Source organism: uncultured Brachybacterium sp., from assembly GCF_947500705.1.
Taxonomy (GTDB): Bacteria; Actinomycetota; Actinomycetes; order Actinomycetales; family Dermabacteraceae; genus Brachybacterium.
Genome location: NZ_CANMSY010000001.1, coordinates 57441 through 77746, shown reverse-complemented (window position 1 = coordinate 77746; position 20306 = coordinate 57441). Strand labels below are relative to the sequence as shown.

At 69.3% G+C, this 20306-nt stretch carries 17 protein-coding genes; 4 read left to right on the top strand and 13 right to left on the bottom strand.

The window, feature by feature from the left end; translation table 11 throughout:
* Positions 1–23: 23 nt before the first annotated feature.
* Positions 24–836, bottom strand: a complete 813-nt coding sequence (locus Q0937_RS00365; RefSeq protein ID WP_299298346.1) for a SurA N-terminal domain-containing protein — start codon at positions 834–836, stop codon at positions 24–26.
* 151 nt (positions 837–987) lie between these two features.
* On the opposite strand from Q0937_RS00365, the gene Q0937_RS00360 reads away from it, so the two are divergent.
* Positions 988–1335 carry a hypothetical protein gene (locus tag Q0937_RS00360; RefSeq protein ID WP_299298344.1) on the top strand — a complete coding sequence of 116 codons (348 nt, stop codon included), beginning with the start codon at positions 988–990 and terminating at the stop codon, positions 1333–1335.
* 176 nt (positions 1336–1511) lie between these two features.
* On the opposite strand, the gene Q0937_RS00355 is transcribed toward Q0937_RS00360, so the two are convergent.
* The 5 genes from Q0937_RS00355 to Q0937_RS00335 form a co-directional block, all read right to left on the bottom strand.
* Positions 1512–2360, bottom strand: coding sequence for a sugar phosphate isomerase/epimerase (locus Q0937_RS00355; RefSeq protein WP_299298342.1), 849 nt, complete (start codon positions 2358–2360; stop codon positions 1512–1514).
* A gap of 146 nt (positions 2361–2506) precedes the next feature.
* Complete coding sequence (locus tag Q0937_RS00350; protein ID WP_299298340.1) at positions 2507–3679, bottom strand: Gfo/Idh/MocA family protein; 1173 nt, start codon at positions 3677–3679, stop codon at positions 2507–2509.
* Positions 3680–3862: 183 nt separating this feature from the next.
* On the bottom strand, positions 3863–5338 hold the full coding sequence (locus Q0937_RS00345) for an MFS transporter (RefSeq protein WP_299298338.1): 1476 nt from the start codon (positions 5336–5338) through the stop codon (positions 3863–3865).
* A gap of 465 nt (positions 5339–5803) precedes the next feature.
* Entirely contained in the window at positions 5804–6802 is a 999-nt protein-coding gene (locus tag Q0937_RS00340; RefSeq protein WP_299298336.1) for a transglycosylase family protein, read from the bottom strand.
* A 321-nt stretch (positions 6803–7123) separates the two neighbouring features.
* Positions 7124–8044, bottom strand: a complete 921-nt coding sequence (locus Q0937_RS00335) for a macrolide 2'-phosphotransferase (RefSeq protein WP_299298334.1) — start codon at positions 8042–8044, stop codon at positions 7124–7126.
* Between the two features lie 145 nt (positions 8045–8189).
* On the opposite strand from Q0937_RS00335, the gene Q0937_RS00330 reads away from it, so the two are divergent.
* Positions 8190–8843: a lysoplasmalogenase gene (locus Q0937_RS00330; protein WP_299298332.1), complete on the top strand. Its 654-nt coding sequence runs from the start codon at positions 8190–8192 to the stop codon at positions 8841–8843.
* 57 nt (positions 8844–8900) lie between these two features.
* Here the strand turns inward: Q0937_RS00330 and Q0937_RS00325 are convergent, their stop codons facing one another.
* The 5 genes from Q0937_RS00325 to Q0937_RS00305 form a co-directional block, all read right to left on the bottom strand.
* Complete coding sequence (locus Q0937_RS00325; RefSeq protein ID WP_299298330.1) at positions 8901–10292, bottom strand: TerC family protein; 1392 nt, start codon at positions 10290–10292, stop codon at positions 8901–8903.
* 202 nt (positions 10293–10494) lie between these two features.
* A complete protein-coding gene (locus Q0937_RS00320) occupies positions 10495–10821 on the bottom strand; it encodes a plasmid stabilization protein (RefSeq protein ID WP_299298328.1) in 327 nt (108 codons plus the stop codon).
* Positions 10822–10997: 176 nt separating this feature from the next.
* Positions 10998–12104, bottom strand: a complete 1107-nt coding sequence (locus Q0937_RS00315; RefSeq protein WP_299298327.1) for a Vms1/Ankzf1 family peptidyl-tRNA hydrolase — start codon at positions 12102–12104, stop codon at positions 10998–11000.
* Positions 12105–12340: 236 nt separating this feature from the next.
* On the bottom strand, positions 12341–13699 hold the full coding sequence (locus Q0937_RS00310; RefSeq protein WP_299298325.1) for an NtaA/DmoA family FMN-dependent monooxygenase: 1359 nt from the start codon (positions 13697–13699) through the stop codon (positions 12341–12343).
* A gap of 231 nt (positions 13700–13930) precedes the next feature.
* Positions 13931–14581: a mismatch-specific DNA-glycosylase gene (locus Q0937_RS00305; RefSeq protein WP_299298323.1), complete on the bottom strand. Its 651-nt coding sequence runs from the start codon at positions 14579–14581 to the stop codon at positions 13931–13933.
* A 102-nt stretch (positions 14582–14683) separates the two neighbouring features.
* Here Q0937_RS00305 and Q0937_RS00300 point away from each other — a divergent pair, with 102 nt between their 5' ends.
* Positions 14684–15274, top strand: coding sequence for a thymidine kinase (locus Q0937_RS00300; protein WP_299298321.1), 591 nt, complete (start codon positions 14684–14686; stop codon positions 15272–15274).
* A 46-nt stretch (positions 15275–15320) separates the two neighbouring features.
* Here Q0937_RS00300 and Q0937_RS00295 read toward each other — a convergent pair whose 3' ends face one another.
* Positions 15321–15821 carry a hypothetical protein gene (locus tag Q0937_RS00295; protein ID WP_299298319.1) on the bottom strand — a complete coding sequence of 167 codons (501 nt, stop codon included), beginning with the start codon at positions 15819–15821 and terminating at the stop codon, positions 15321–15323.
* Positions 15822–15953: 132 nt separating this feature from the next.
* Here Q0937_RS00295 and Q0937_RS00290 point away from each other — a divergent pair, with 132 nt between their 5' ends.
* A complete protein-coding gene (locus tag Q0937_RS00290) occupies positions 15954–19202 on the top strand; it encodes a GH92 family glycosyl hydrolase (RefSeq protein WP_299298317.1) in 3249 nt (1082 codons plus the stop codon).
* Here the strand turns inward: Q0937_RS00290 and Q0937_RS00285 are convergent.
* Positions 19136–20089 (bottom strand): TIGR02206 family membrane protein, encoded by a 954-nt coding sequence (locus Q0937_RS00285; RefSeq protein ID WP_299298315.1) that lies wholly within the window; start codon positions 20087–20089, stop codon positions 19136–19138. The two genes, Q0937_RS00290 and Q0937_RS00285, sit on opposite strands and share 67 nt — an antisense overlap.
* Between the last annotated feature and the right edge of the window lie 217 nt (positions 20090–20306).

Here is a 20306-nt window from a genome sequence, read left to right as displayed (position 1 = left end):
CGACGCCGGCTCCCGCCGAGGGTTCAGATGTTCACGGTCACGTCGCCGGCCTCGCGCAGCTCGGCGGCGATGGTGGTGGCCGCCTCGTTCTGCTGCTGGGTGACGGCCTGCTGGGCAAGCTGCTCCTTGGCCTCCTCGAAGGGCGGCACCTGCGAGGGGTCGCCGCCGGCCTGCTCCTGCTGCTCCACGAGCTGGTCGTACTGCGTCTTCAGCTCCTCCTCGGTGGGCTCCTGGATCCCCGCCTCCTGCTCGATGTAGGTGGTGAGCTTGAACTGCGAGGAGGCGTCCTTGCGCACGTCCTCCTCGCTCATGCCCTGCTGCTCGAGGGTGGTGACGACCTCGTCGCCTGAGCCGAGCCCGTTCTGCTGGGCGATCTCCTCGAGGGTCGCGTCGATATCCGCATCCGTGGGCTCGATCCCGGCCTCGGTCGCGCCCTGGAGCAGCAGCCGATTGTCGACCAGCTGGTTCGCGACCTGCGTCTTCAGTGCCGCCTGATCGACCTCCTGGCCGGTGCTCTGCTGTTGCATCGCGGCCTGCTGGAACTGGCCCTCGTAGATGGCTGTGAACTCGTCCTTGGTGATGTCCTCGCCGTTGACGGTGGCGACGACGTCCGGGACGTCGGAGACGTCGGCCTCGGGCATCTGCGGCTGCTCGCCGCTCTGACCGCCGGCCTGAGGGGAACCGCCTCCATCGCTGGCCGCGGGCGCCTGCCCGCCCTGATCGCTGGCGCCCGTGGGTGCGGCCTGGTCACCGCTGCACCCGGTCAGTGCGATCGCTGCGGTGAACGTGAGTGCGGCGAGAGTGCGCCGGAGGGTCCGGCTGCTGGGAACCTTCACTGTGCCTCCTGAGGTGGGGGAGCGGGCGACGCTACGCCCCGAACCCTGGAACGGCGTTGCGGGTCCGCCCAGATGGCGGTCAGGAAGTCGCCTTCCGTGGGCGTTGTCACGAAAAGGTAACGCTCGAAGCGTAGGGTGCGGAGCCATGGAGATGACGATTCCTGAGGACTGCGGCAACTCCCCGCGCATGGCCATCGTGGCCGACATCGTGGCGGCCTGGGCTGCGGGGGAGGAGGCGACCGTGCGCGAATGGCTGCGCGATGACGCCATCTGGATACTCGTCGGCGAGGACGGTCCTGCGCCCGGCGGTGTCCCGCCGCCGCCCCTCGCCGCAGAGCGGGGCGAGATCCTCATGGTCCTGAACCATGGCCGCCTCGCAGCCTGCGAGGGCTATCTCGTGCGCGGCGAGGAGCGAGCGGACTTCTGCCACATGATCCGCTTCGCCGGAGCCACGAAGACGGCGAGGATCCGTGAGATCCGCACCTACCTGCAGCGCTGAGGCCCCTCTTGTCACCGTGGGAGTGAGGCCGCGGCAGCCGCGCACCCCCGGGAGCACAAGATCGGGCGATTCTGAGCCAGATTCCGGTCAGGAATGGCTCAGAATCGCCCGATCTGCGCTGGGACCCCGATCTGCGCTGGGACGGAGCGGAGTCCCGCCGAACGGCGGGGCGCCGCTCAGTACCCGATGGACTTCAGGTACTCGCGGGACTCGCGGATGCAGTCGATCGGGTCGCGGCCGTAGGTGTCGTCCTGCTCGATGAGGAAGTACTCGGCGCCGGCCTTCTCCGCAGCGGGGAGCAGCGCGGGCCAATTCATGTTGCCCTGGCCCACCTCGGCGAACTGGCCGAGCGACAGGAAGGCTCCGTAGAACTCCTTCATGTCGATCTCCTTCGCCTCGAACTTCGCGTAGACGTCCGCGGGGAGCGGGGCGACGCGGAAGTCCTTGACGTGGATGAGCTTGCAGGCGCCGGAGTACGCCTCGAGCATCTCCAGCGGCGCCATGCCGCCGCGCTGGACCCAGTGCAGGTCCACCTCGAACAGCAGCGACGGGGCGACGCGGCGCACGATGTCGAAGATCCGCTCGCCGTCGAACTTGATGAGGTCCACGTGGTGGTTGTGGTAGCACAGCGTGATGCCCTGCTCGGCGAGACGAGCGGCGTAGGGCTCCACAGAGCCGGCCCACTCCTCAGCAGCCTGCTTCGAGGTCATGGCCTGGAAGGGCATCATGCCGATGCGCAGGAAGCGTGCGCCGGTCTTCCGGCAGGCCTCGACGGCGCGGTCGAACTCGGTCTCGAGTGCGAAGCCGTTGCCGCCCGGGGCGATGGAGACGCTCATCGCGGCGGTCTCGACGTCGAAGTCCGCCTTGCCGCGCACCAAGTCGTCGATCAGCTCGTCGGTCATCTCCACCTGGGAGACCTCGACGGCGTCGATGTCGAGCTCGCGCACCTGGCGCAGCACCTCGTACATCCCCTTCTCGTTGATCTGGTCCTTGAGCATCATGAGCTGGAGTCCGATGACAGGCATGGTGAGTCTCCTTCGAGTCGTGAGGGTGGCGCCGCGGGCGCCGAGGGAACGTGATGATGCGTGATGCGTGATGCGTGATGCGTGATGCGTGATGACCGGAGCGGCCGGGTCGGCGCCGTGCGGCACCGACCCGGCCGCTCAACGGCTCAGGAGCGGGTGGGGAACTTGCCCTCAGCCTCGATGCGCTTGTTGAGCTCGGCGAGGTACTCCTCGGCCGGGTAGTCGACCAGATCGATCTCGCGACCGGTCCAGGCCGACAGCTGCATGCCGGAGGCCAGGCGCACGCCGTTGATGCCTTCGGCGCCGTCGGCGATCAGCGGGGTGCCGTCGTTGACGTTCGCCGCGAAGTTGGTCAGGACGTCGATGTGCTGCTGGCCCCAGACCGACTCGTACTCCTTGACCTCGGTCTCATAGAGCTCGGCGGTGTCGATCTTGCCTCGGAACAGATTGCCGACGTCCTCGGCGGACATGCCGTCGGACAGCGAGCGCTCGTCCTGCTTGAGACGGGTGATGGTGACCTTCTTGGAGGCGTCCACGACGACCTTGCCCTTGTCGAACAGCATCTCGAGGCGGTCGGTGCCGATGATGTCGTTCGTGGAGGTGATGAAGCTGCCGGTGGCGCCGTCGCCGAAGTCGACGACCGCGTTGACCTCGTCCTCGGTGGCGATGTCGCGCTGGAAGCCGAAGGAGAGCTTCGCGAAGACCTTCTTCGGGGTGCCGCACAGCCACTGCCAGAGGTCCAGCTGGTGGGGAGCCTGGTTGACCAATACGCCGCCGCCCTCGCCGCCCCAGGTCGCGCGCCATGCCGACTGGTCGTAGTACGCCTGCGGACGCCACCAGGTGGTGATGATCCACGAGGTGTGGCGCAGCTTGCCGAGCTCACCGGAGGCGATGAGCTCCTTGAGGTCCGTGTAGACGGGATTGGTGCGCTGGTTGAACATGATCGCGAAGGTGGTCTCGGGATGCTCCGCCGCGAAGGCGTTCATCTCCTCGACCTGCTTGGTGTAGATGCCGGCCGGCTTCTCGGTGAGGGTGTGGATGCCCTTGCCGAGAGCGGTGATGGTCATCTCCGCGTGGTCGAAGTGCGGCACGGTGGTGACCACCGCGTCGATGTCACCGGAGTCGAGCATCGCGAGGTAGTCATCGTAGAAGGGGACGTCCGGGTACTTCTCGGAGGCGACCTCCTTCTTCGCGGGGTCGGTGTCGGCGATGGCGCCGAGGGTCATGCCCGCGACCTTGCCGTCGGCGATGACGCCGGCGTACATGCCGCCCTGGGCTCCGAGGCCGATGATTCCGAGGCGGACGTTCTTCTCCGACATGGTGTCTCCGTTTCTGTGGTGGAATCCTGCGTCCCGTGAGGGAGCTGCGAGGTGAAAATCGAGGATGGCGTGGGGTGAGGCGGGAGGGTGGGAGAGGAGGGGAGGGCCGGTAGGGAAAGCTCTCTCCCCACCGACCCTACTCCGGCCGACGGACTCTCGGGCGGGACCGCCGACCGGCGCGGATCAGCTCTCCGGAGTTGCTGTGGCGGCCTCGGCGTGCTTCTTCTCGAGGATCGCGACGTTCTCGTCGACCCGCTTCTTGGACAGCGGGTACCAGAAGATCAGCGCGAGGAGCGAGACGGCGAGCAGGAGGGCCGGCACCAGGGTGGCGAGGTTGTAGATGCCGTCCAGCACCTCCTGGCTCTGCACGACGGTTTCGCCGGTCCCGGACTCGTAGCCGATCCAGCCCAGGGCCCAGCCGGTGAGGCCGCCGGCGATGGCCTGGCCGAGCTTGCGGGCCCAGGAATACATGCCGTAGACGGTGGCGTCGTTGCGCTCGCCGGTGCGGATCTCCTGGAGGTCGATGGCATCGGTGATGAACGCCCAGATGAGGATGTTCAAGCAGGACACACCGAGCATGAGCACGGCATAGCCGACCATGAAGACGTAGGGGCTGTCGGTGCGCAGCACGAACAGCGCCAGGGCGGCGACGACGGCCAGCGACATGCCGACGATGCCGACCTCCTTCTTGCCGAAGGTCTTGGCGAGCTTCGAGGCGAAGGGCACCAGCAGCAGGGTCGGAGCGAGGCCCACGAAGTTCACGAGGCTCAGCAGCTGGCCGTTGTTGAAGTACTCGTTGAGCATGTAGGGCATCATGCCGCCGAGCATCATGAAGGCGATGAGCATGAACAGCGAGGTGGCGATCAGCCCGGTCAGGCCCCGGTTCTTCGCCATGGCGCCGAGGGTCTGCCCGAGGCTCGCCCGCTGATCCTTGGCCTTCGGCGCGGTCGCGATGCGCTCCTCGACGTTGATGAAGCAGAGCAGGTAGCAGACGATCGCGAGGATGCCGCAGCCGAGGGCGGCCCACATCATGTTCGTCCCGGACAGCTCGGACTGGCCGTTGATCTGCACGAAGACGATGAGCGGCAGGATCACGGAGATCGCGAGGTTCGCGAGGGTGGCACCGAGGGAACGGAAGACCGACAGCGAGGCGCGCTCACCGGGCTGGTTGGAGATGACCGAGGCCATCGAGCCGTAGGGGATGTTGATCAGGGTGTAGAAGACCGAGCCCCACAGGATGTAGGTGAAGATCATCCAGCCGAGGCGCACACCGTAGCTGCCGTCCTGCAGGAAGGGCGAGAACATGAGGAACGACGCGGTGGCGACGGGGATCGCGATCCGCAGCAGCCACGGCTTGAAGCGGCCGAACCTGCTGGGCTTCAGGGTGTCGATCAGGCGACCGGCGCCGACGTCGGTGAAGGCATCGAGGATGCGGGCAGCGAACAGCAGGGTGCCGACGTGGGCGGCGTTGATGCCCATGACGTTGGTGTAGAAGATCAGGAAGAACGCGGACTGCAGGATGAACGTGAAGTCGTTCCCGAAGTCCCCGAACATGTACCCGATCTTGTCCCGGAAGCTGAACGGGCGCTTCGCTGCCGGACTCGGTGAACCGGTCGGGGCCATGCGGCCCGGCCCCGGCATCGCGCTGGTGGTGCTCATCGTTGTGCTCCTTCTCATCCTTGAGTAGCTGGAGCAACCAGACGCGGTGTCCTCGGTGGCTCCGGTTCGCCGGGTGTGCCGCGCGGAGCGGCACTGGCGATTGCTCAGAGTCTGGCCAGCGCGCTCTCCGAATGTCCGTTGTTGCCACAGGTTGCAATCTGGTTGCCGGACGATGAATTCGAGGACTACTCGGTAACGTCGCTACTGCCAGGGCTTTCTATAGCACTGCTCGGAGGAGACCTCCGTCACCGACGTGAAGGGCGGCGGTTCGGCGCCCAAAGTTGCCATCGGTTGTCGTGGTCCAGATCCGGGAGTCCGGCACGCCCGTCCCCCTGGACGCGCGGCGACCCGCAGAGCGACGGACGGCCGGGCCACCGGTGAGGGTGGCCCGGCCGTCCCGGACGATGCGGCGCAGCCGCGCGGTGGCTGCGGCCCGGAGGAGGGGAGCGCAGCTGCCGGAAGAGATCAGTAGAGGTTCAGGAAGGTCTGCAGGACTTCCACGGTGTCCTCATCGATCTCGTCGGAGCCGTTCTGGGCGGCACCGATCTCGTGCTGGAGGCCGGCGACGGTGTCCTCGCCGATCACGCCATCCTGGCTGGTGTTCGCCCAGCCCTGGAGAGCGAGGGTGGTCGCCTCATCCATCTCGCCGGTCTGCTCGACGTTCAGCCAGTCCTGGAGCGCGCTCATGGTCTCCGGGCCGTTCTTCCCGTCCACCTCGAGAGTGCCGGCGACCGAGAGGTCACCCGTGGCCTTCGAGCCGGGCTCTGCCGCGGACTTCTCCGGGGCCGGCGCGGACCCCTGCTCAGCCTTCGGGGCGGGCTCCTGCTTCTTCTCGGTCTCCTTGGCGAAGCCGTTCTCATCGCAGTTGTCCGCAATGCCGTCGCCGTCGCAGCTCCAGTCGCCCTGGGGCTCGGTGCTCTGGCGCTCGCTCGAACGGTTCGCCTGCTTCTCGGACTCGCGGCTCGGGGTGGAGTCCTGCTGCTCCTGCTCGGGCGCCTGCTCCTGCTCGGGTGCCTCCTCCTGCGGGGCCTCCTCCTGCTCCTCCTGCTCCGAGGGCGCCGGGGCGTCGCCGGTGCTGGCGCCGCCGCTCAGGGCGGAGCCGCAGTTGGGCCAGGCGCCGGCACCCTGCTCGGCGAGGACGCGCTCGGCCACCGCGATCTGCTGGCTCTTGGAGGCCTGGTCGGCGCTCGAGGCGTACTCGGCACCGCCGAAGCCCTCCCAGGTCTGCTGGGAGAACTGCAGGCCGCCGTAGTAGCCGTTGCCGGTGTTGATCGACCAATCGCCACCGGACTCACAGGCGGCGACCTCGTCCCAGCCGGTCGCGGCGTTCGCCGCGGTGCCGGTGGCGAGCATGCCGGTGGCGACGACGGCGCCGCCGGCGAGGGTCACTGCGGTACGGGCCAGGCCACGGCGCAGGGTGGAGGTTCGGGGGGTCTTCGTGGCGTGCGTGCTGTGCTTGGACATGAACACGTCCTCTCGCATCTCTCGCTGGTCTCGCGGCTCCGCAGGGGCGGAGCGCGCGTCTCGAACGTCGGCCACCGTAGGGGAGAGGGGGCCCCCCGGATCAAGCACCTGCAGGGGTGCTGACGGAGATTTGACCCGACCGGGACGCGACGATGATGTGGAGGCGCGCCCGTTATCGTGCTGTGACCTGCCCGGGGGTGAGTGCTCAGGCACCGGCCGACGGCGGGTGTGAGCCGACTCCCGCGATGTCGCCCACGTCACTCGACGGGAGGGCTCGTGACCCCTGGTTCGGAGGACTGGATCAGACCTCGGCGGGCGGGGTCAGGCCTCGGCAGGCGGGTTCAGGGCGGCCGCGGCCGCTTCGTGATGCGCGGCCTGGCCGGTCTCGAGCGCGAAGAGGCCGTAGCCGATCGGCCCGGCGGAGAACATCTCGGTGCAGTGCTCGGCCAGGCGCGGCCAGATCCGTCCCCCGCCCGCGGTGTACGCGTCGAGCATGGCCTCGAAGGCTTCCGGCGGCGCGCTGACCTGATGGAACATGAGGTCCTTGGCAGGGTCGCCGATCGCGGCCGTGGTCCAGTCCAGGATCGCGCTGATCCGCTCGCCCTCGACCAGGGTGTGGCCCGGATAGATCTCGCCATGGGTGAGCACCGAGTGCTGCGGCCAGTAGCTGTCCTCGACGAGCCAGGCATCCCAACGCTTTCGAAGGGACGGCGCGATCTCGAACTCACCGGCCACGCGGGACAGGTCCCGGCCCCATGCCTCCCGCACCTCGGCGGGGGAGCGCACCTCGATGCCGGTCGCGGCGGCAGCCTCGGGATCCACCGCCTGCAGCTGGGCCGCCGCAGTGCCGAGCGAGGCGGCGTAGACGGTGGAGGCCATGTCGACATTCCAGGTCACCTCGCCGTCGGCGCTGACCGTGAGGCCCGGCGTGCCGGGGAGCAGGGGATAGGCGATCAGCTCGGAGGTGCTGATCCGCCAGTCCGGCACCGCGACCTCCAGATGCGGGGCCACCACGGCCAGCAGGCGGCCCTCCACTGCGGCGCGGTCCAGCACGTCCGGCCGACGGGGGATGCGCAGCACCCAATCCTGGCCATCGCTCGCGCGGGCCATCGCGACCCGGAAGTCGAGGCCGATCTCCTCGGTGCGCAATGTCGCACCGCCGAGGTCGAGGCCATGGGCGGAGGCGAGCGCGAGCAGCTCGTCCAGGTCGGCGGGTGGCACGGGCGCGTCGAAGTCAGGCATCCCTGCATGGTGCCATCGCCCCTCGGGCCACGGCCAGGTCATTTCCCACCCTTTCCCACCCTGCGCGCCGCACGTATCCTCTCGGTATGCGAGGAAGCATCGACCATGTGACGGGCGCGGACCCGCCGCCGCGAGGGAGCAGTCGATGCGTGCCGCGATGACGGTCCTGGTCGCGGTCGGGATCACGCACCTGGCGGCGCAGTGGTTCAGGATCGGGCCGGTCGCGGAGGTCACGCAGGTGCTCCTGATGCCGCTGCTCGCCCTCGCCCTCTGGGCAGGCACCGCAGCGCCTCGCGGACTCCTGGTGCGTCTGGCCCTGATCGCCCTCGGCTTCTCCTGGCTCGGCGACACGATCCCTCGCTTCGTCGGCGGAGAGCCCGGGTTCCTCGGCATGCTGGGCAGCTTCCTGATCGCGCAGCTGCTCTATGCGGTCGCCTTCTGGCCGTGGCGGCATGGCTCGTGGCTGCGCCGCCCTCGAGCGGTCCTGATCTACCTGCTCGTGGCACTGCTGATCGTCGCGCTCTCAGCCCTCGGGGCCGGGAGGCTGCTGCCCGCGGTCCTGATCTACGCGGTGGCGATCTGCGCGATGGCACTGCTGGCCACCGGCCTGGGACGGCTCGGGACGCTCGGCGGCGCGGTGTTCGTGGTCTCCGATTCCCTGATCGCCCTGGACGCCTTCGGGGTGCTCACGCTCCCGGCGCACAGCGTGTGGGTGATGACCACGTATCTCGCCGCACAGGTTCTGCTCGTCCTCGCGGTGCGGCGGGCGGACGGCGAAGCACCAGCCGGTCGCCGCTGAGCAGGAACGGCGCCCCTCGAGAAGTCCGAGGGGCGCCGTCCGGTGGGCTGTGGTAGATCAGCCCTTGCGCGCAGCGGCATGGTCCTCACGGGCCTGCTCGCGCTCCCGATGCTTGGCCTCCTTCTGCGCACGGACTGCCTGCTCCTCTGCGACGGTGATGACGTTGCCGCTGGGATCCGTCGCGACGGTGCCGTCGGCGCGTGTGACCACGAGACCCTCGGGCAGCTCGTCCGAGCGCTCGCCGCGCTCGTTGAACCCGATCCGCCGGTCGTGCAGGGTGTGCGCGTCCGCGAGGATCTCGCGCACGTTCTTCTCCGCCACGACCATGTCCTCGTACTTCGCGGGCAGGGAGTCGATCATCTTCTCGTGCGCGATCATGCGGTCGTACATCTGATCGCGCTTCGCCTCGAAGCTTGCGTAGCTCATCTCGATGTAGGCCAGTGCCTCGCGGTGGGCGTTGTTGACCGTGGCCTGTGCCCGGCCCTTGGGGGACATCAGCGAGGCGAGCACCGTGACGATCAGGACGCCGACGATGACCGTCAGCGAGAAGCCGGTGGTGATCTCCGGAACCGCGTGCACCGGCTCACCGCCATTGATGAAGGGGAGCTCGTTCTCGTGCAGAGCGTGGAAGACGAGCTTCACGCCGATGAAGGCGAGGATGATCGACAGGCCGTACGAGAGGTACACCAGGCGATCCAGCAGGCCATCGATGAGGAAGTACAGCTGGCGCAGACCCAGCAGCGAGAACACGGTCGCGGTGAACACGATATAGGTGTTCTGGGTGAGGCCGAAGATCGCCGGGATCGAGTCGAGGGCGAACAGGATGTCGGTGGCGCCGATGGCGATCATGACCAGCAGCATCGGGGTGAGGACGCGCTTGCCGTTCTCGATGGTGAAGAACTTGTCGCCGTCGTACTCGTCGGTCGCGGGGAGATACCGCTTGACGACGCGGACGAAGAAACTCTCCTTCTCCTCGTCCTGCGACTCGTCCTTGAACTCGTCGAAGATCATCTTCGCGGCGGTGACCAGCAGGATCGCGCCGAAGAGGTAGAAGACCGAGGCGAACGCGTCGATCGCGGCAGCGCCGATCGCGATCATCCCGGACCGGGCGATGATGGCAAAGGTGATGCCGAACAGCAGCACCTTCTGCTGATCCTCGCGGGGGACCGCGAAGGCCCCGATGATCACGAGGAACACGAAGAGGTTGTCCACCGAGAGAGCCTTCTCGGTGACATAGCCGGCGAAGTACTCGCCGCCCATCGTGCTGCCGCCGAAGAGGAACACTCCGACGCCGAAGAGCAGTGCGATGCCCACGTAGATGGCGGACCAGATGGCCGCTTCACGAATAGTGGGGATGTGCGCCTTGCGCACATGGAAGAAGTAGTCGAAGGCCAGCAGGCCGAGGACCGCCACGATGGTGACGATCCAGACGAGTGGGGAGACAGTCATAGGGCACTTTCCAGATTTGGGTGATGACCCGAGTCTCTCCACCCATCGCTCGAGGCGATGGGCCGCTGCGCCCGGAGGACCGATGACAGTCCTCGTGATGACGTGCACAGCGTGGTGGATACTCCCCCGTTGCCGGGGCCGAGTCTACAGGCGGCCCCCGGATCCCTGGGAAGCCCCTGCAAGCGGACTCACTCCGGCGGGATCACCGATCCTCGACGGCGTTCTTCAGCTCCTCCTTGTCCATGGTCGAGCGACCCTCGACACCCTGACGCTTCGCGTCCTGGTAGAGCTGATCCTTGGTGCGCCCCTGCGCACCGGAGTGGGAGCGCTCGCCGCCGCGCTCCGAGGGTGACTTGTCCTCCACGGAGGTGCGGCTCGCCTCCTCGGACTCGCCCTCCTGGGCGCGGGTCTTGTTCACGGTGCGAGCGGCGATCTCCTCCGCCTCGTCCTCTGAGGTGCCGCGCTCGATCTGGCTGTCCTTGATGTGCTGGTACTGGCGTTCGCGCTTCGGGCTCCAGGCCTCGGGCATGGTCACTCCTGCACTGATCGTCGGGTTCGGCTCCCCGGGTGCTCCGGGCCTGCCATCCTCGTGCACGCTGCAGAAGTGCGCGAGGCGGGGGACCGAACGGTCGAGGACCGGGGGGCCGGGAGACCGGGAGACCGAGGGACCGGGGAGCGGCGCAGCCCGCCGCTCCCCGTCCTCGATCATTCGCGGCGGGCGTCTCCGGACATCGAGCCGATGCTGTTGGACGGAGTGGTCTCATCGCGCCAGCGCAGCAGTGCCCCGACACCCTCGGGGATCCCGTCGGCGTCCTCCTGGAGGGCGGAGATGGCCGCGTCGGTGGCGAGCGCCCCGCGCAGCAGCTCCTCGATGCCGGCGGGCTCGTGACCGGTGACGAACACCAGCTCCTCGACCTGGCCGCGGGAGAGGGCCTGCCAGACCTCCGCCGCCCCTCCGACCGAGGCGCCGTCGCGGGCCTGGCTCTCCCGGAACCGCTCCGCGAGCTCCTGTTGGCGGGCTGCGATGAAGTCGTCGGTGGTCAGTCGAAGCTCCTCGCGGAACGGGCCGCGGTCCAGCGCGACGCCGCGGCTGCCTCCCTGGACCTCGATCAGCCGCTCCCGGGTCTCCCGGCCCAGCGCATCGCGCAGCAGGCCGATCGCGCGCACGTCACCGCTGAGCATCACCATGTCGACCTGGCGCTCCCGCAGGATCTTCTCGACCGTCCCGGCGACAGCATCGGCGTTGCGCTCCCAGGAATCCTCGACCCGCGCCTCGTAGTTGTCCGCCCGCCAGCCGTGCTGGGCTCCTCCGCCCAGGCTCGCCTTGTGGAGCACGTCGTGACCGCCCTCGACCGTCGCGTCCTCACCCAGACCGTTGGCACTTCGGCTGATCGAGGGATTCTCCGGGGAGCGCAGATGCAGGTCCGCGCCGGCACGGTCCACCACGATCAGCAGCTGGCTGACCGCGAAAGGGATCAGCCGGAGCAGGGGGAGCAGCGTCGGGAACTCCCCGCGATGGGCGGACTCCTGCAGCGGCGGCACCGGAAGCACCCGATCCACCAGGATCTCGGTGTCCGAGGCGAAGAGGGAGCGTCCGTGGCGACCGCCGAGAGGTGAAGGGCTGAGGACCGTGTCCTCGATCTGGGTGAGGAGGGACTGCGGGGCACCTTCCGCACCGAGCCGAGAACGCAGCTGCGCCCACCTCGCCTCGAGCTCGCCGGCGGCCTGCGGATCGGTCCGCGTGGTGTCGAGATGGACCGAGATCAGGGGACCGTTCTGGTCCAGGACAGGCGTGAGCCAAGGCAGTTTCACAGGTGACCTCCAACGTGCTCGACGTGCGGGGGAGAGTGCATCCAGCTCGGCCTCGTCGCCCCGCCTGGGTCCGCTCCACACTTCCACGCCGGACCGTCCGTCGCAAGCATTTCGGCGAGCTCGCCCGGTCCGGCGGTTCACGCCCCGGGGTGCTGCTGCGGGGTGTGGTGCCGGCTGATCGGGACCCTCAGCGGGGTGCCGGAGACCGGCTCGGCAGAGATCGAGCGCTCCGCTGCTCAGACGCCCTGATCCGTGAAAGCGCCGCGGAACTGCGCAGCGGGATGCTCCGCCGGGAGCCGGTCGCTCCCGCTCAGTCGACGGCGCAGGGTGCCCTCCAGCTCGGGCAGGCGGCCGCGCTCCCGCAGGATCGGGGAGACCAGCTCCGCGAAGTCGCGCACGGTGTCGAAGGAGTGGTACTGGCGCAGGTTGATCCCGTCGATGCCCTCCACATCGAGCCAGTGCTCGATCGCATCCGCGACCTCCTCCGGCGTGCCGGCCACGAAGAACCGGTCCTGCCAGGCCTCGTCCACAGCATCCAGCAGGTCGCCGACGGTCGAGGCAGCGCCACGGCGGCCCACGGGGGTGTCCGCCGGCAGGCCCTCGACCTCGAGTGCCTCGGCGATGGTCCGCTCGCGCGGATGCTCGAGCGCCCGGATCGGGATCGACTGGTGCACGAGCATGCCCTCGGTCGAGCGGTGCTCCCGGTACTCGGCGAGCTTGGCGTCGACCTCTTCCTGGGTGCGGGCCGTGATCACCGCCGCCTGGACCACGAACTTCGGGGCGGCGGGATCGCGACCGGCCTCCTCGGCGGCGGCGCGCACGGCGGGGACGGTGCGCTCGAGCAGCGGGCCGTGGGTGAAGACCAGCTCGGCGTGGCGCCCGGCGCGCAGGGCGCCCGCCGGGGAGGCGGTGGCGAGGATCAGGGCCGGGGTGCGCTGCGGGGAGGGCTCGGACAGGTGCGGGCCGGCGACGGAGAAGTTCTCACCGACATGGTCGATGCGGTGGACCTTCGTGGGGTCCGCGTAGATGCCGGCGTCGGTGTCCCGCACCACGGCGTCGTCCTCCCACGAGCCCTCCCAGAGCTTGTAGACCACCTCGAGGTATTCGTCGGCGATCTCGTAGCGGTGATCGTGCTCGATCTCGTCGGCGAGCCCGAAGTTGCGGGCGGCGTTGGGGAGGTAGGAGGTGACGATGTTCCATCCCACCCGTCCGCCGGTGAGGTGGTCCAGGGTGGACATGCGCCGGGCGAAGGCGAAGGGCGGTTCGTAGCTCGTGGAGAAGGTGATCCCGAAGCCGAGTCGCTCGGTGACCGCGGCCATCGCCGGGACCACCAGCATCGGATCGTTGTTGGGGATCTGCAGCCCCTCTCGCAGGGCCGTCTCGGCGGAGCCGCCGTAGGTGTCGTAGGCGCCCACCACATCGGCCAGGAAGATCGCGGTGAACCCGCCGGACTCGGCGATCTGCGCGAGTTCGGTCCAGTAGGACAGGTCGGTGTAGCGGTGGCGGTTGTTGCCGGGCAGTCGCCACAGCCCGTGGGTGATGTGGCCGACGCAGTTCATCTCGAACAGGTTCAGGATCAGGGGCTTGGGGGACACGAGGGCTCCGCTCGTCAGTGTCGTCGGATCAGGGCTGGTCGTCGGATCAGGGGTGCTCCCTGCACGATCCGCCCTGCGGTGCGTCCGCGCACGTCCTGTGAACGACGGTGACCGGGGATGTCGTTCACGCCTCCGACGCGGTCGCGCTCGCTCCGCCGGGGTCACGATTCTTCGGGGATGCCGAAGAGATCCCCCGGCGATCCGGGGCCCTGCCCGGTCCGCCGGAGGTGATCAGCTCTCGTCGTGGTGCTGGATACCGGCGCTGCGGGCGACCTCGCGCCAGTTCTCGGCGAGCGACGCCACGGAGGCGTGGGCATTCAGCCCGCTCGGCTGCGGCACCACCCACAGTGCGACGCCAGCAGGCCAGCCGGTGACCTCGTCCGGGTCCTGGAGGCCGAGCCGTGCCTTGGGCAGGCGGTAGGCGGAGCGGAACGCGGTGATCCCTGCGATCGCGACGGTCTGTGGTCGCAGCTGCTCCAGCCGGGTGATCAGCCGGGAGCCGGAGCGCTGCAGCTCCTCGCGTCCCAGCTCATCAGCGCGGACGGTGGCGCGACCGATCAGATTCGTGATGCCGATGCCGCGTCGGTGGAGGTCCTGCTCGTCCTCGGGATCCAGCCCGCGGGAGGCGTCGACCAGCCGGGAGGTGAGGCCCGCCCTGTGCAGCGAGGGCCAGAATCGGTTGCCGGGCCGCGCGAAAGGGGCGTTGACCGCTGCGGTCCAGAGGCCGGGGTTGATGCCGACGATCAGCAGCCGCAGCGGTGGGTCCTGCGCCGGATCAGGCAGCACATCGTCGATCGATTCCGGATCCGAGGTGGCGAAGGCGGCGAGATCCTGCTTGGTGGGCTTCCGGCCCGCGAGAGGGGAGGGACGCCGAGTGCTCATCCCGGCACTGTACTGCCACGATGATCCCGGCCGCAGTGGGAGCGGCGCGAACTGCGCCGACGACGAAGGGCGGACCTCGCCGCCCGCACGTAGGCTGAGGGCATGCGCCCCATGGAGGCAGGACGACTGCACGTGATCGCGGGTCCGATGTTCGCCGGCAAGACCGAAGAGCTGCTGCGGAGGGTCCACCGCGCCCGGCTGGCCGGACTGCGGGTGGAGGTGGTCGGTCACCGTCTGGATGAGCGCGGCGGCGCAGATCAGCTGAGCTCCCATGCCGGGCGGTCGCTCCCGGCCCGCATGCTCGAGCACGCCGAGGAGCTGCTGGAGCTGATCGGAGAGGGCAGGCCCCACACGATCGCGATCGACGAGGCCCAGTTCTTCGGCCCGCCGCTCGTGCCCGTGATCCACAGGCTGCTCGACGCCGGGATCCAGGTCGAGGCCGCCGGGCTGTGCATCACCTACGACGGCGAGCCCTTCGCCCCGCTGCCCGCGCTGATGGCCCTGGCCGAGGAGGTGGTGAAGCTGACAGCGGTGTGCACGGTCTGCGGAACGGAGGCGGCCTTCCACATCCGGCTCGTCGACGACGGAGCGACGGCGCTGCAGCCGACCGCCGCGCAGGTGGGCGATGCCGAGTCCTACCAGGCCAGATGCCGCAGCCATCGGCGGGATGCGGCGCCGCGCGGACCCGGCTGATGCGTCGGCCCTGCGTCCGCTGCACCGGTCCTGCGGAGTCCGGAGATCATTCGATCGGGGGCGTGTCCTCATCGATCGGCTGCAGGCCGTCGAGGTCCCACTGGCCGTCGATGCGGCGCACGAAGAAGCGTACCTGGGTCTGCGACGGCTGACCGTCCCTCGTGAACGACTCGGTGACGTCGAAGATCGCGTAGCCCTGTCGGTTGACCCGGTCGTCGACGGTGTAGTCGGCGGTGCCGCCGGCGGAGAAGGCCGCCTCGAAGTCCGCGCAGCTGGTCAGGCCGAAGCCCTCCCGGAACTGCTCTGTCGTGGAATTCTCGTACAGCTCGCAGTCACCGGTCTCGAGCGAGGTGTAGAAGTCATCGACGGTCTCCTGCGGATTGCCGCGGGTGAGCACCTGGAAAGCGATGAAGATCGCGAAGACCGCGATCACCAGCAGTCCGACGGCGGCGACGCCGCCGACCAGCAGCCAATGCCACATCGGGCGCCGGGGGCGAGGGGACCCTGAGGACAGCGGGCGCCCCTGCGGCGGCTGAGCGTAGACCATGACTTCTCCCCGAGTTCGTGTGGCGTCTCGGGTCAGTATTCCGTACTCGGCACGGCCGCGGGATGGGGGTGCACTCCCACGCCCGGCCATGCCTGTCCCGCACGGGGACGGGCAGTCGATACCCTGACGCGCATGATCGTCACCGCAGACCAGGGTCCCGTCGGACCGCCGAGCAGCAAGGACGGCGCCGGATTCCTCGCACCGTCCGCCCTGCGCTATTCGGGCAGCGCCGGACTGCGCGCCGAGACTGCGGTACCCCTCCTCCCGGGAGCGGATGCGCTCGCCGGGCGGACCATCGCCGCCGGTGAGGTGCTGCGCTGGTTCGTGCATCCTGCGCTGGATACGTCCCAGACCTGGGGCGCGACATATGCGGCGATCGATCTGGTGCTCGACGACGGCAGCCGGCTCTCGGACCGCGCACCCCTGGACCAGTACGGGACCACCGCCACCGCTCGCGGTCTCGGCGACGGGAAGATCCTCTCCGCGGACCAGTGGAACGACGTGCAGGTGGGCGTGGCAGATCTCGTCGGCCGGACGATCACCGAGGTGCTCCTGGTGCTCGACGCCCCGGCGGACCCTGACGGCGACCTGCTCGACGCGATCGACGCGATCGACGCGCCAGAGGACCCGCAGAGCGCGGAGGACGCGCAGCTCATCGGCTGGATCGACGGGCCCTACCTGGGGGTGCCGCGCGCAGACCCGCCGCTCGAGGACGCGGTGGCGTGGGTCGACACCCGCCGCGGCAGCCATGCCTCGGGCGAGTTCTCCCGCGGGAACACCCTGCCGCTGACCGCCATGCCCCACGGCTTCGCCCTCTTCACCCCGGCGACCGACGCGCGCACCCGGCGATGGGTGTACGAATACCACCGTGCCAATGGTCCGGACAACCGTCCCCGTCTCCAGGGCATGGCGCTGTCCCACCAGCCGAGCCCCTGGATGGGGGATCGTCATCAGCTGATGATGATGCCGCTGCTCGGCGTGACGCCGGATGCGAGCCCGACGGCCAGAGCGCGAGCCTTCGACCATGACCGGGAGACCGCGCGGCCGGACCTCTACGAGGTCGCGCTGGATGGCGGCATCACGATGCGGCTGGCACCGACCGATCACGGCGCGATCTGCGAGATCGATCTGCCGGAGCAGGGTGAGAGCCCGCACCTGCTGATCGAGGGGATCGACGAGAACTCGCGGGTCGATGCGGCAGGGTCCGTCTTCGATGGCCGTCTGCACGCCTGGGTGGACTCCTCCCCGGATCTGGGACATGCCCGCACCGAGGGCGCCACCCGCATGTACCTCCTGGGGCAGGTGGATCCCGCGCCGATCTCCGTGGACCGGGCCCGGGGGGAGAGCCGGGGCAGCGTGCTGACCTTCGCCCCCGGCACCCGCCGGGTGACGGTCCGGCTGGTCACCAGCTATCTCGGGCGTGAGCAGTGCCAGCGCACCTTCGCCCAGGAGCTCGGCGAGCGCAGCTTCGAGGAGATCCGCGCGGACGCCCACGCGGCCTGGTCCGAGCGGCTCACGGTGATCGACGTCCCCGATGCCGCTCCGGCCCAGCGACGCACCCTGTACGGCAACCTCTATCGGCTGAACCTCTATCCCACCTCGTACTGGGAGAACGCGGGTAGCCGGGAGCGTCCGGAGCCGGTCCATGCGAGCCCCGTGCTGCCGGTCAAGGGAGCCGCGACCGCAACCCGCACCAATGCCCCGGTGATCCCGGGGAAGATGTACGTCAACCATGGGTTCTGGGACACCTATCGGACGGCCTGGCCGGCCTATGCGCTGCTCTATCCGCAGCTCGCCGCCGAGCTCGCGGACGGATTCGTCCAGCAGTACCGCGAGGGCGGCTGGATCGCCCGCTGGTCCGCGCCGGGCTATGCGGACTGCATGACCGGCACCAGCAGCGATATCGCTTTCGCGGATCTCCAGGTCAAAGGGGTCCCCCTGCCCGATTCGCTCTCCGCCTACGAGTCGGGGCTGCGGAACGCCACCGTGGCCCCGCCCTTCCCCGAGGTGGGGCGAAAGGGCAACGAGCGGGCGGTGTTCACCGGCTACGTGGACACGGACACCGAGGAATCCGTGTCCTGGGCGCTCGAGGCGCATATCAACGATGCGGGTCTCGCCGCCCAGGCGGAGCTGCTCGCACAGCGCGCCGAGACCGAGGGTGATGTCGCGGCAGCCGGGCAGTTGCGCGAGGAGGCGCACTACCTCGCGGCGCGCAGCCTGAACTACCCGTTGCTGTTCGACCCCGCGCTCGAGTTCTTCCAGGGCCGCCGCGCCGACGGCGCGTTCGCGCAGAGCCCCGAGGAGTTCGACCCGCGCGCCTGGGGCGGGGACTACACCGAGACCGACGGCTGGAACTTCGCCTTCCACGTCCCGCACGACGGTGAGGGGCTGGCCACGCTGTACGGCGGCCGCGAGATGCTGCGAGGACGGCTCGAGGAATTCTTCGACACCCCGGAGCGGGCGGATCGGCAGGGCAGCTACGACACGGTCATCCACGAGATGGTCGAGGCGCGCGCGGTGCGGATGGGTCAGTTCGGGATGTCGAACCAGCCCTCGCACCACATCCCCTTCCTCTTCCATCACGTGGGCGCCCCCGAGGAGGCCTCCCGGATCGTGCGGGAGGTGCACCGCCGGCTCTTCGTCGGCGAGCAGATCGGCCAGGGCTACCCGGGCGATGAGGACAACGGCGAGATGAGCGCCTGGTGGCTGCTCACTGCCCTGGGCCTGTATCCGCTGCAGCTCGGAACCGGTCGCTACCACCTGGTGGCGCCGCTGTTCCCGCGTGCGACCGTGCGTCCCCTGGGGGGAACCCCGTTCTCCGTGACCACCCAGGCGAAGGACCCGCAGGATGCCTGCATCACCGGCATGACGGTCGATGGCCGGGAGCACCGTCACTCCTGGATCGACCATGCGGACCTGCGCGGCCGCCTGCACCTGCGCCTCGACGCGGAGCCCGAGGACTGGGGCGAGATCCCGCCCTCGAAGAGCGCGCCGGGGGAGCGCCCGCAGCCGCTGCGGGACCTGTTCGCCGCAGACCCGTCGGACCCGCTCCACGATGACGACTCGCGCACCGAGCGCGCCTTCGGGACCGCGAGCGCGGTGATCGAGCTGCCGGAGCTGGGCGAGCCGCAGCAGGCCCGCTTCCTCACCCTGACCTCGTCCGCGCAGACGGGAGGGGACCCGATCGCCTGGCGCCTGGAGGGATCAGACGACGGGAGCAGCTGGACGGTGCTCGATGCCCGTTCTGCACAGAGCTTCCGCTGGCGCCGGCAGACCCGGCCCTTCGAGATCACGGACCCCCGGCCGTGTCTCCATCACCGCCTGGTGGTGACGACCTCCGAGGGCCTGCTCCGGCTGGCGGAGATCGAGCTGCTGGCCTGAGGGCCGGCAGAGACGAGCGGGCGCCGCAGGAGCCCGCCGCGACCGGCGAGCGGGGTGCCCGCCCGCCGGTCGTGCGCCACCCACGGCCAGGTCATCAGTGCCCAGACCGCTGCGATCAGCACCGCTTCGATCAGCAGGTACTGCGGCCACGGGCCGAGCAGGTCCAGGATCGAGGCGCCGTCGGGGGCTCGGTTGAGGTAGCCGTAGTTCGCCCCGGTCAGGGCATTGCCGGTGAAGGCGATCGCCGCCCACCCCACTGTCGCCGCATAGGCGAGGCCGTAGCCCCGCCAGGTGGGCCGATAGCCCAGTCCCCAGACCAGCACCACCGGTGCCAGCAGCCCCGCCCCGTGCGCGATCCAGTACTGCGCGAACTCCAGCGGAACCCACACGAAATAGTTCACGTCCGGGGTGAGCACGGATTGCAGGTTCAGGGTCAGACCCCAGAACCAGCTGACCACGATCGCCGACCGGGCCTGCGTGATCAACGCCCACGGCACGAGGAACCGCAGCGCGTCGGAATAGTGCAGCGGGAGGGACTCGTGGAGGTTCCATGCCCAGGGCATGAAGCCCCACGCCGTCCAGAGCACGGCGTTGACGAGCAGCAGCCAGCCCGCGACGCGGAGCGTCCGGTCCACCCGCAGCGGTGCCGAGCCGCGGGACCAGAGGACCAGCGCGATCGCGGCGACCACGAGCAGGGCGAGCAGGGACAGGTGGGCTGCGCCGTAGGCGGGCATGTGCCCGAGCGGCCCTGCGGCCAGCAGGCCGTCCGCACTGCCAGGACCTTCCGGACCGGCCAGGTTCCCCGGACTGTCCGGGTTCCGGGGACTGTCCGGGTTCCGCGGACTGCCCGCACCGCAGGGACCGCCTGTACCGAGGCTCTCCGGCATCTGTGCTCCTTGTTCTCCGGGTTCCCGAGCATACGGAAGCGCCCCGCCGAGGCGGGGCGCTTCCGGTCGAACAGGGCCGCAGCGAGCCGGGCCGGATCGACCCTGGCCGGATCGACCCTGGCCGGATCGAGCCGGGCCGGATCGACCCTGGGCATCGAGCCTGGCCGCATCGAGATCGACCTTCGGTACAAGATCGCTGGGGCAATCTGTACCGAAG

Bases quoted from the DNA above. Each gene is read 5' to 3' on its own strand.
- Q0937_RS00340 (WP_299298336.1), bottom strand. From the start codon at position 6,802: ATGTCCAAGCACAGCACGCACGCCACGAAGACCCCCCGAACCTCCACC.
- Q0937_RS00355 (WP_299298342.1), bottom strand. From the start codon at position 2,360: ATGCCTGTCATCGGACTCCAGCTCATGATGCTCAAGGACCAGATCAAC.
- Q0937_RS00290 (WP_299298317.1), top strand. From the start codon at position 15,954: ATGATCGTCACCGCAGACCAGGGTCCCGTCGGACCGCCGAGCAGCAAG.
- Q0937_RS00285 (WP_299298315.1), bottom strand. From the start codon at position 20,089: ATGCCGGAGAGCCTCGGTACAGGCGGTCCCTGCGGTGCGGGCAGTCCG.
- Q0937_RS00295 (WP_299298319.1), bottom strand. From the start codon at position 15,821: ATGGTCTACGCTCAGCCGCCGCAGGGGCGCCCGCTGTCCTCAGGGTCC.
- Q0937_RS00325 (WP_299298330.1), bottom strand. From the start codon at position 10,292: ATGACTGTCTCCCCACTCGTCTGGATCGTCACCATCGTGGCGGTCCTC.
- Q0937_RS00320 (WP_299298328.1), bottom strand. From the start codon at position 10,821: ATGCCCGAGGCCTGGAGCCCGAAGCGCGAACGCCAGTACCAGCACATC.
- Q0937_RS00335 (WP_299298334.1), bottom strand. From the start codon at position 8,044: ATGCCTGACTTCGACGCGCCCGTGCCACCCGCCGACCTGGACGAGCTG.
- Q0937_RS00305 (WP_299298323.1), bottom strand. From the start codon at position 14,581: ATGAGCACTCGGCGTCCCTCCCCTCTCGCGGGCCGGAAGCCCACCAAG.
- Q0937_RS00300 (WP_299298321.1), top strand. From the start codon at position 14,684: ATGCGCCCCATGGAGGCAGGACGACTGCACGTGATCGCGGGTCCGATG.
- Q0937_RS00345 (WP_299298338.1), bottom strand. From the start codon at position 5,338: ATGAGCACCACCAGCGCGATGCCGGGGCCGGGCCGCATGGCCCCGACC.
- Q0937_RS00360 (WP_299298344.1), top strand. From the start codon at position 988: ATGACGATTCCTGAGGACTGCGGCAACTCCCCGCGCATGGCCATCGTG.
- Q0937_RS00330 (WP_299298332.1), top strand. From the start codon at position 8,190: ATGCGTGCCGCGATGACGGTCCTGGTCGCGGTCGGGATCACGCACCTG.
- Q0937_RS00350 (WP_299298340.1), bottom strand. From the start codon at position 3,679: ATGTCGGAGAAGAACGTCCGCCTCGGAATCATCGGCCTCGGAGCCCAG.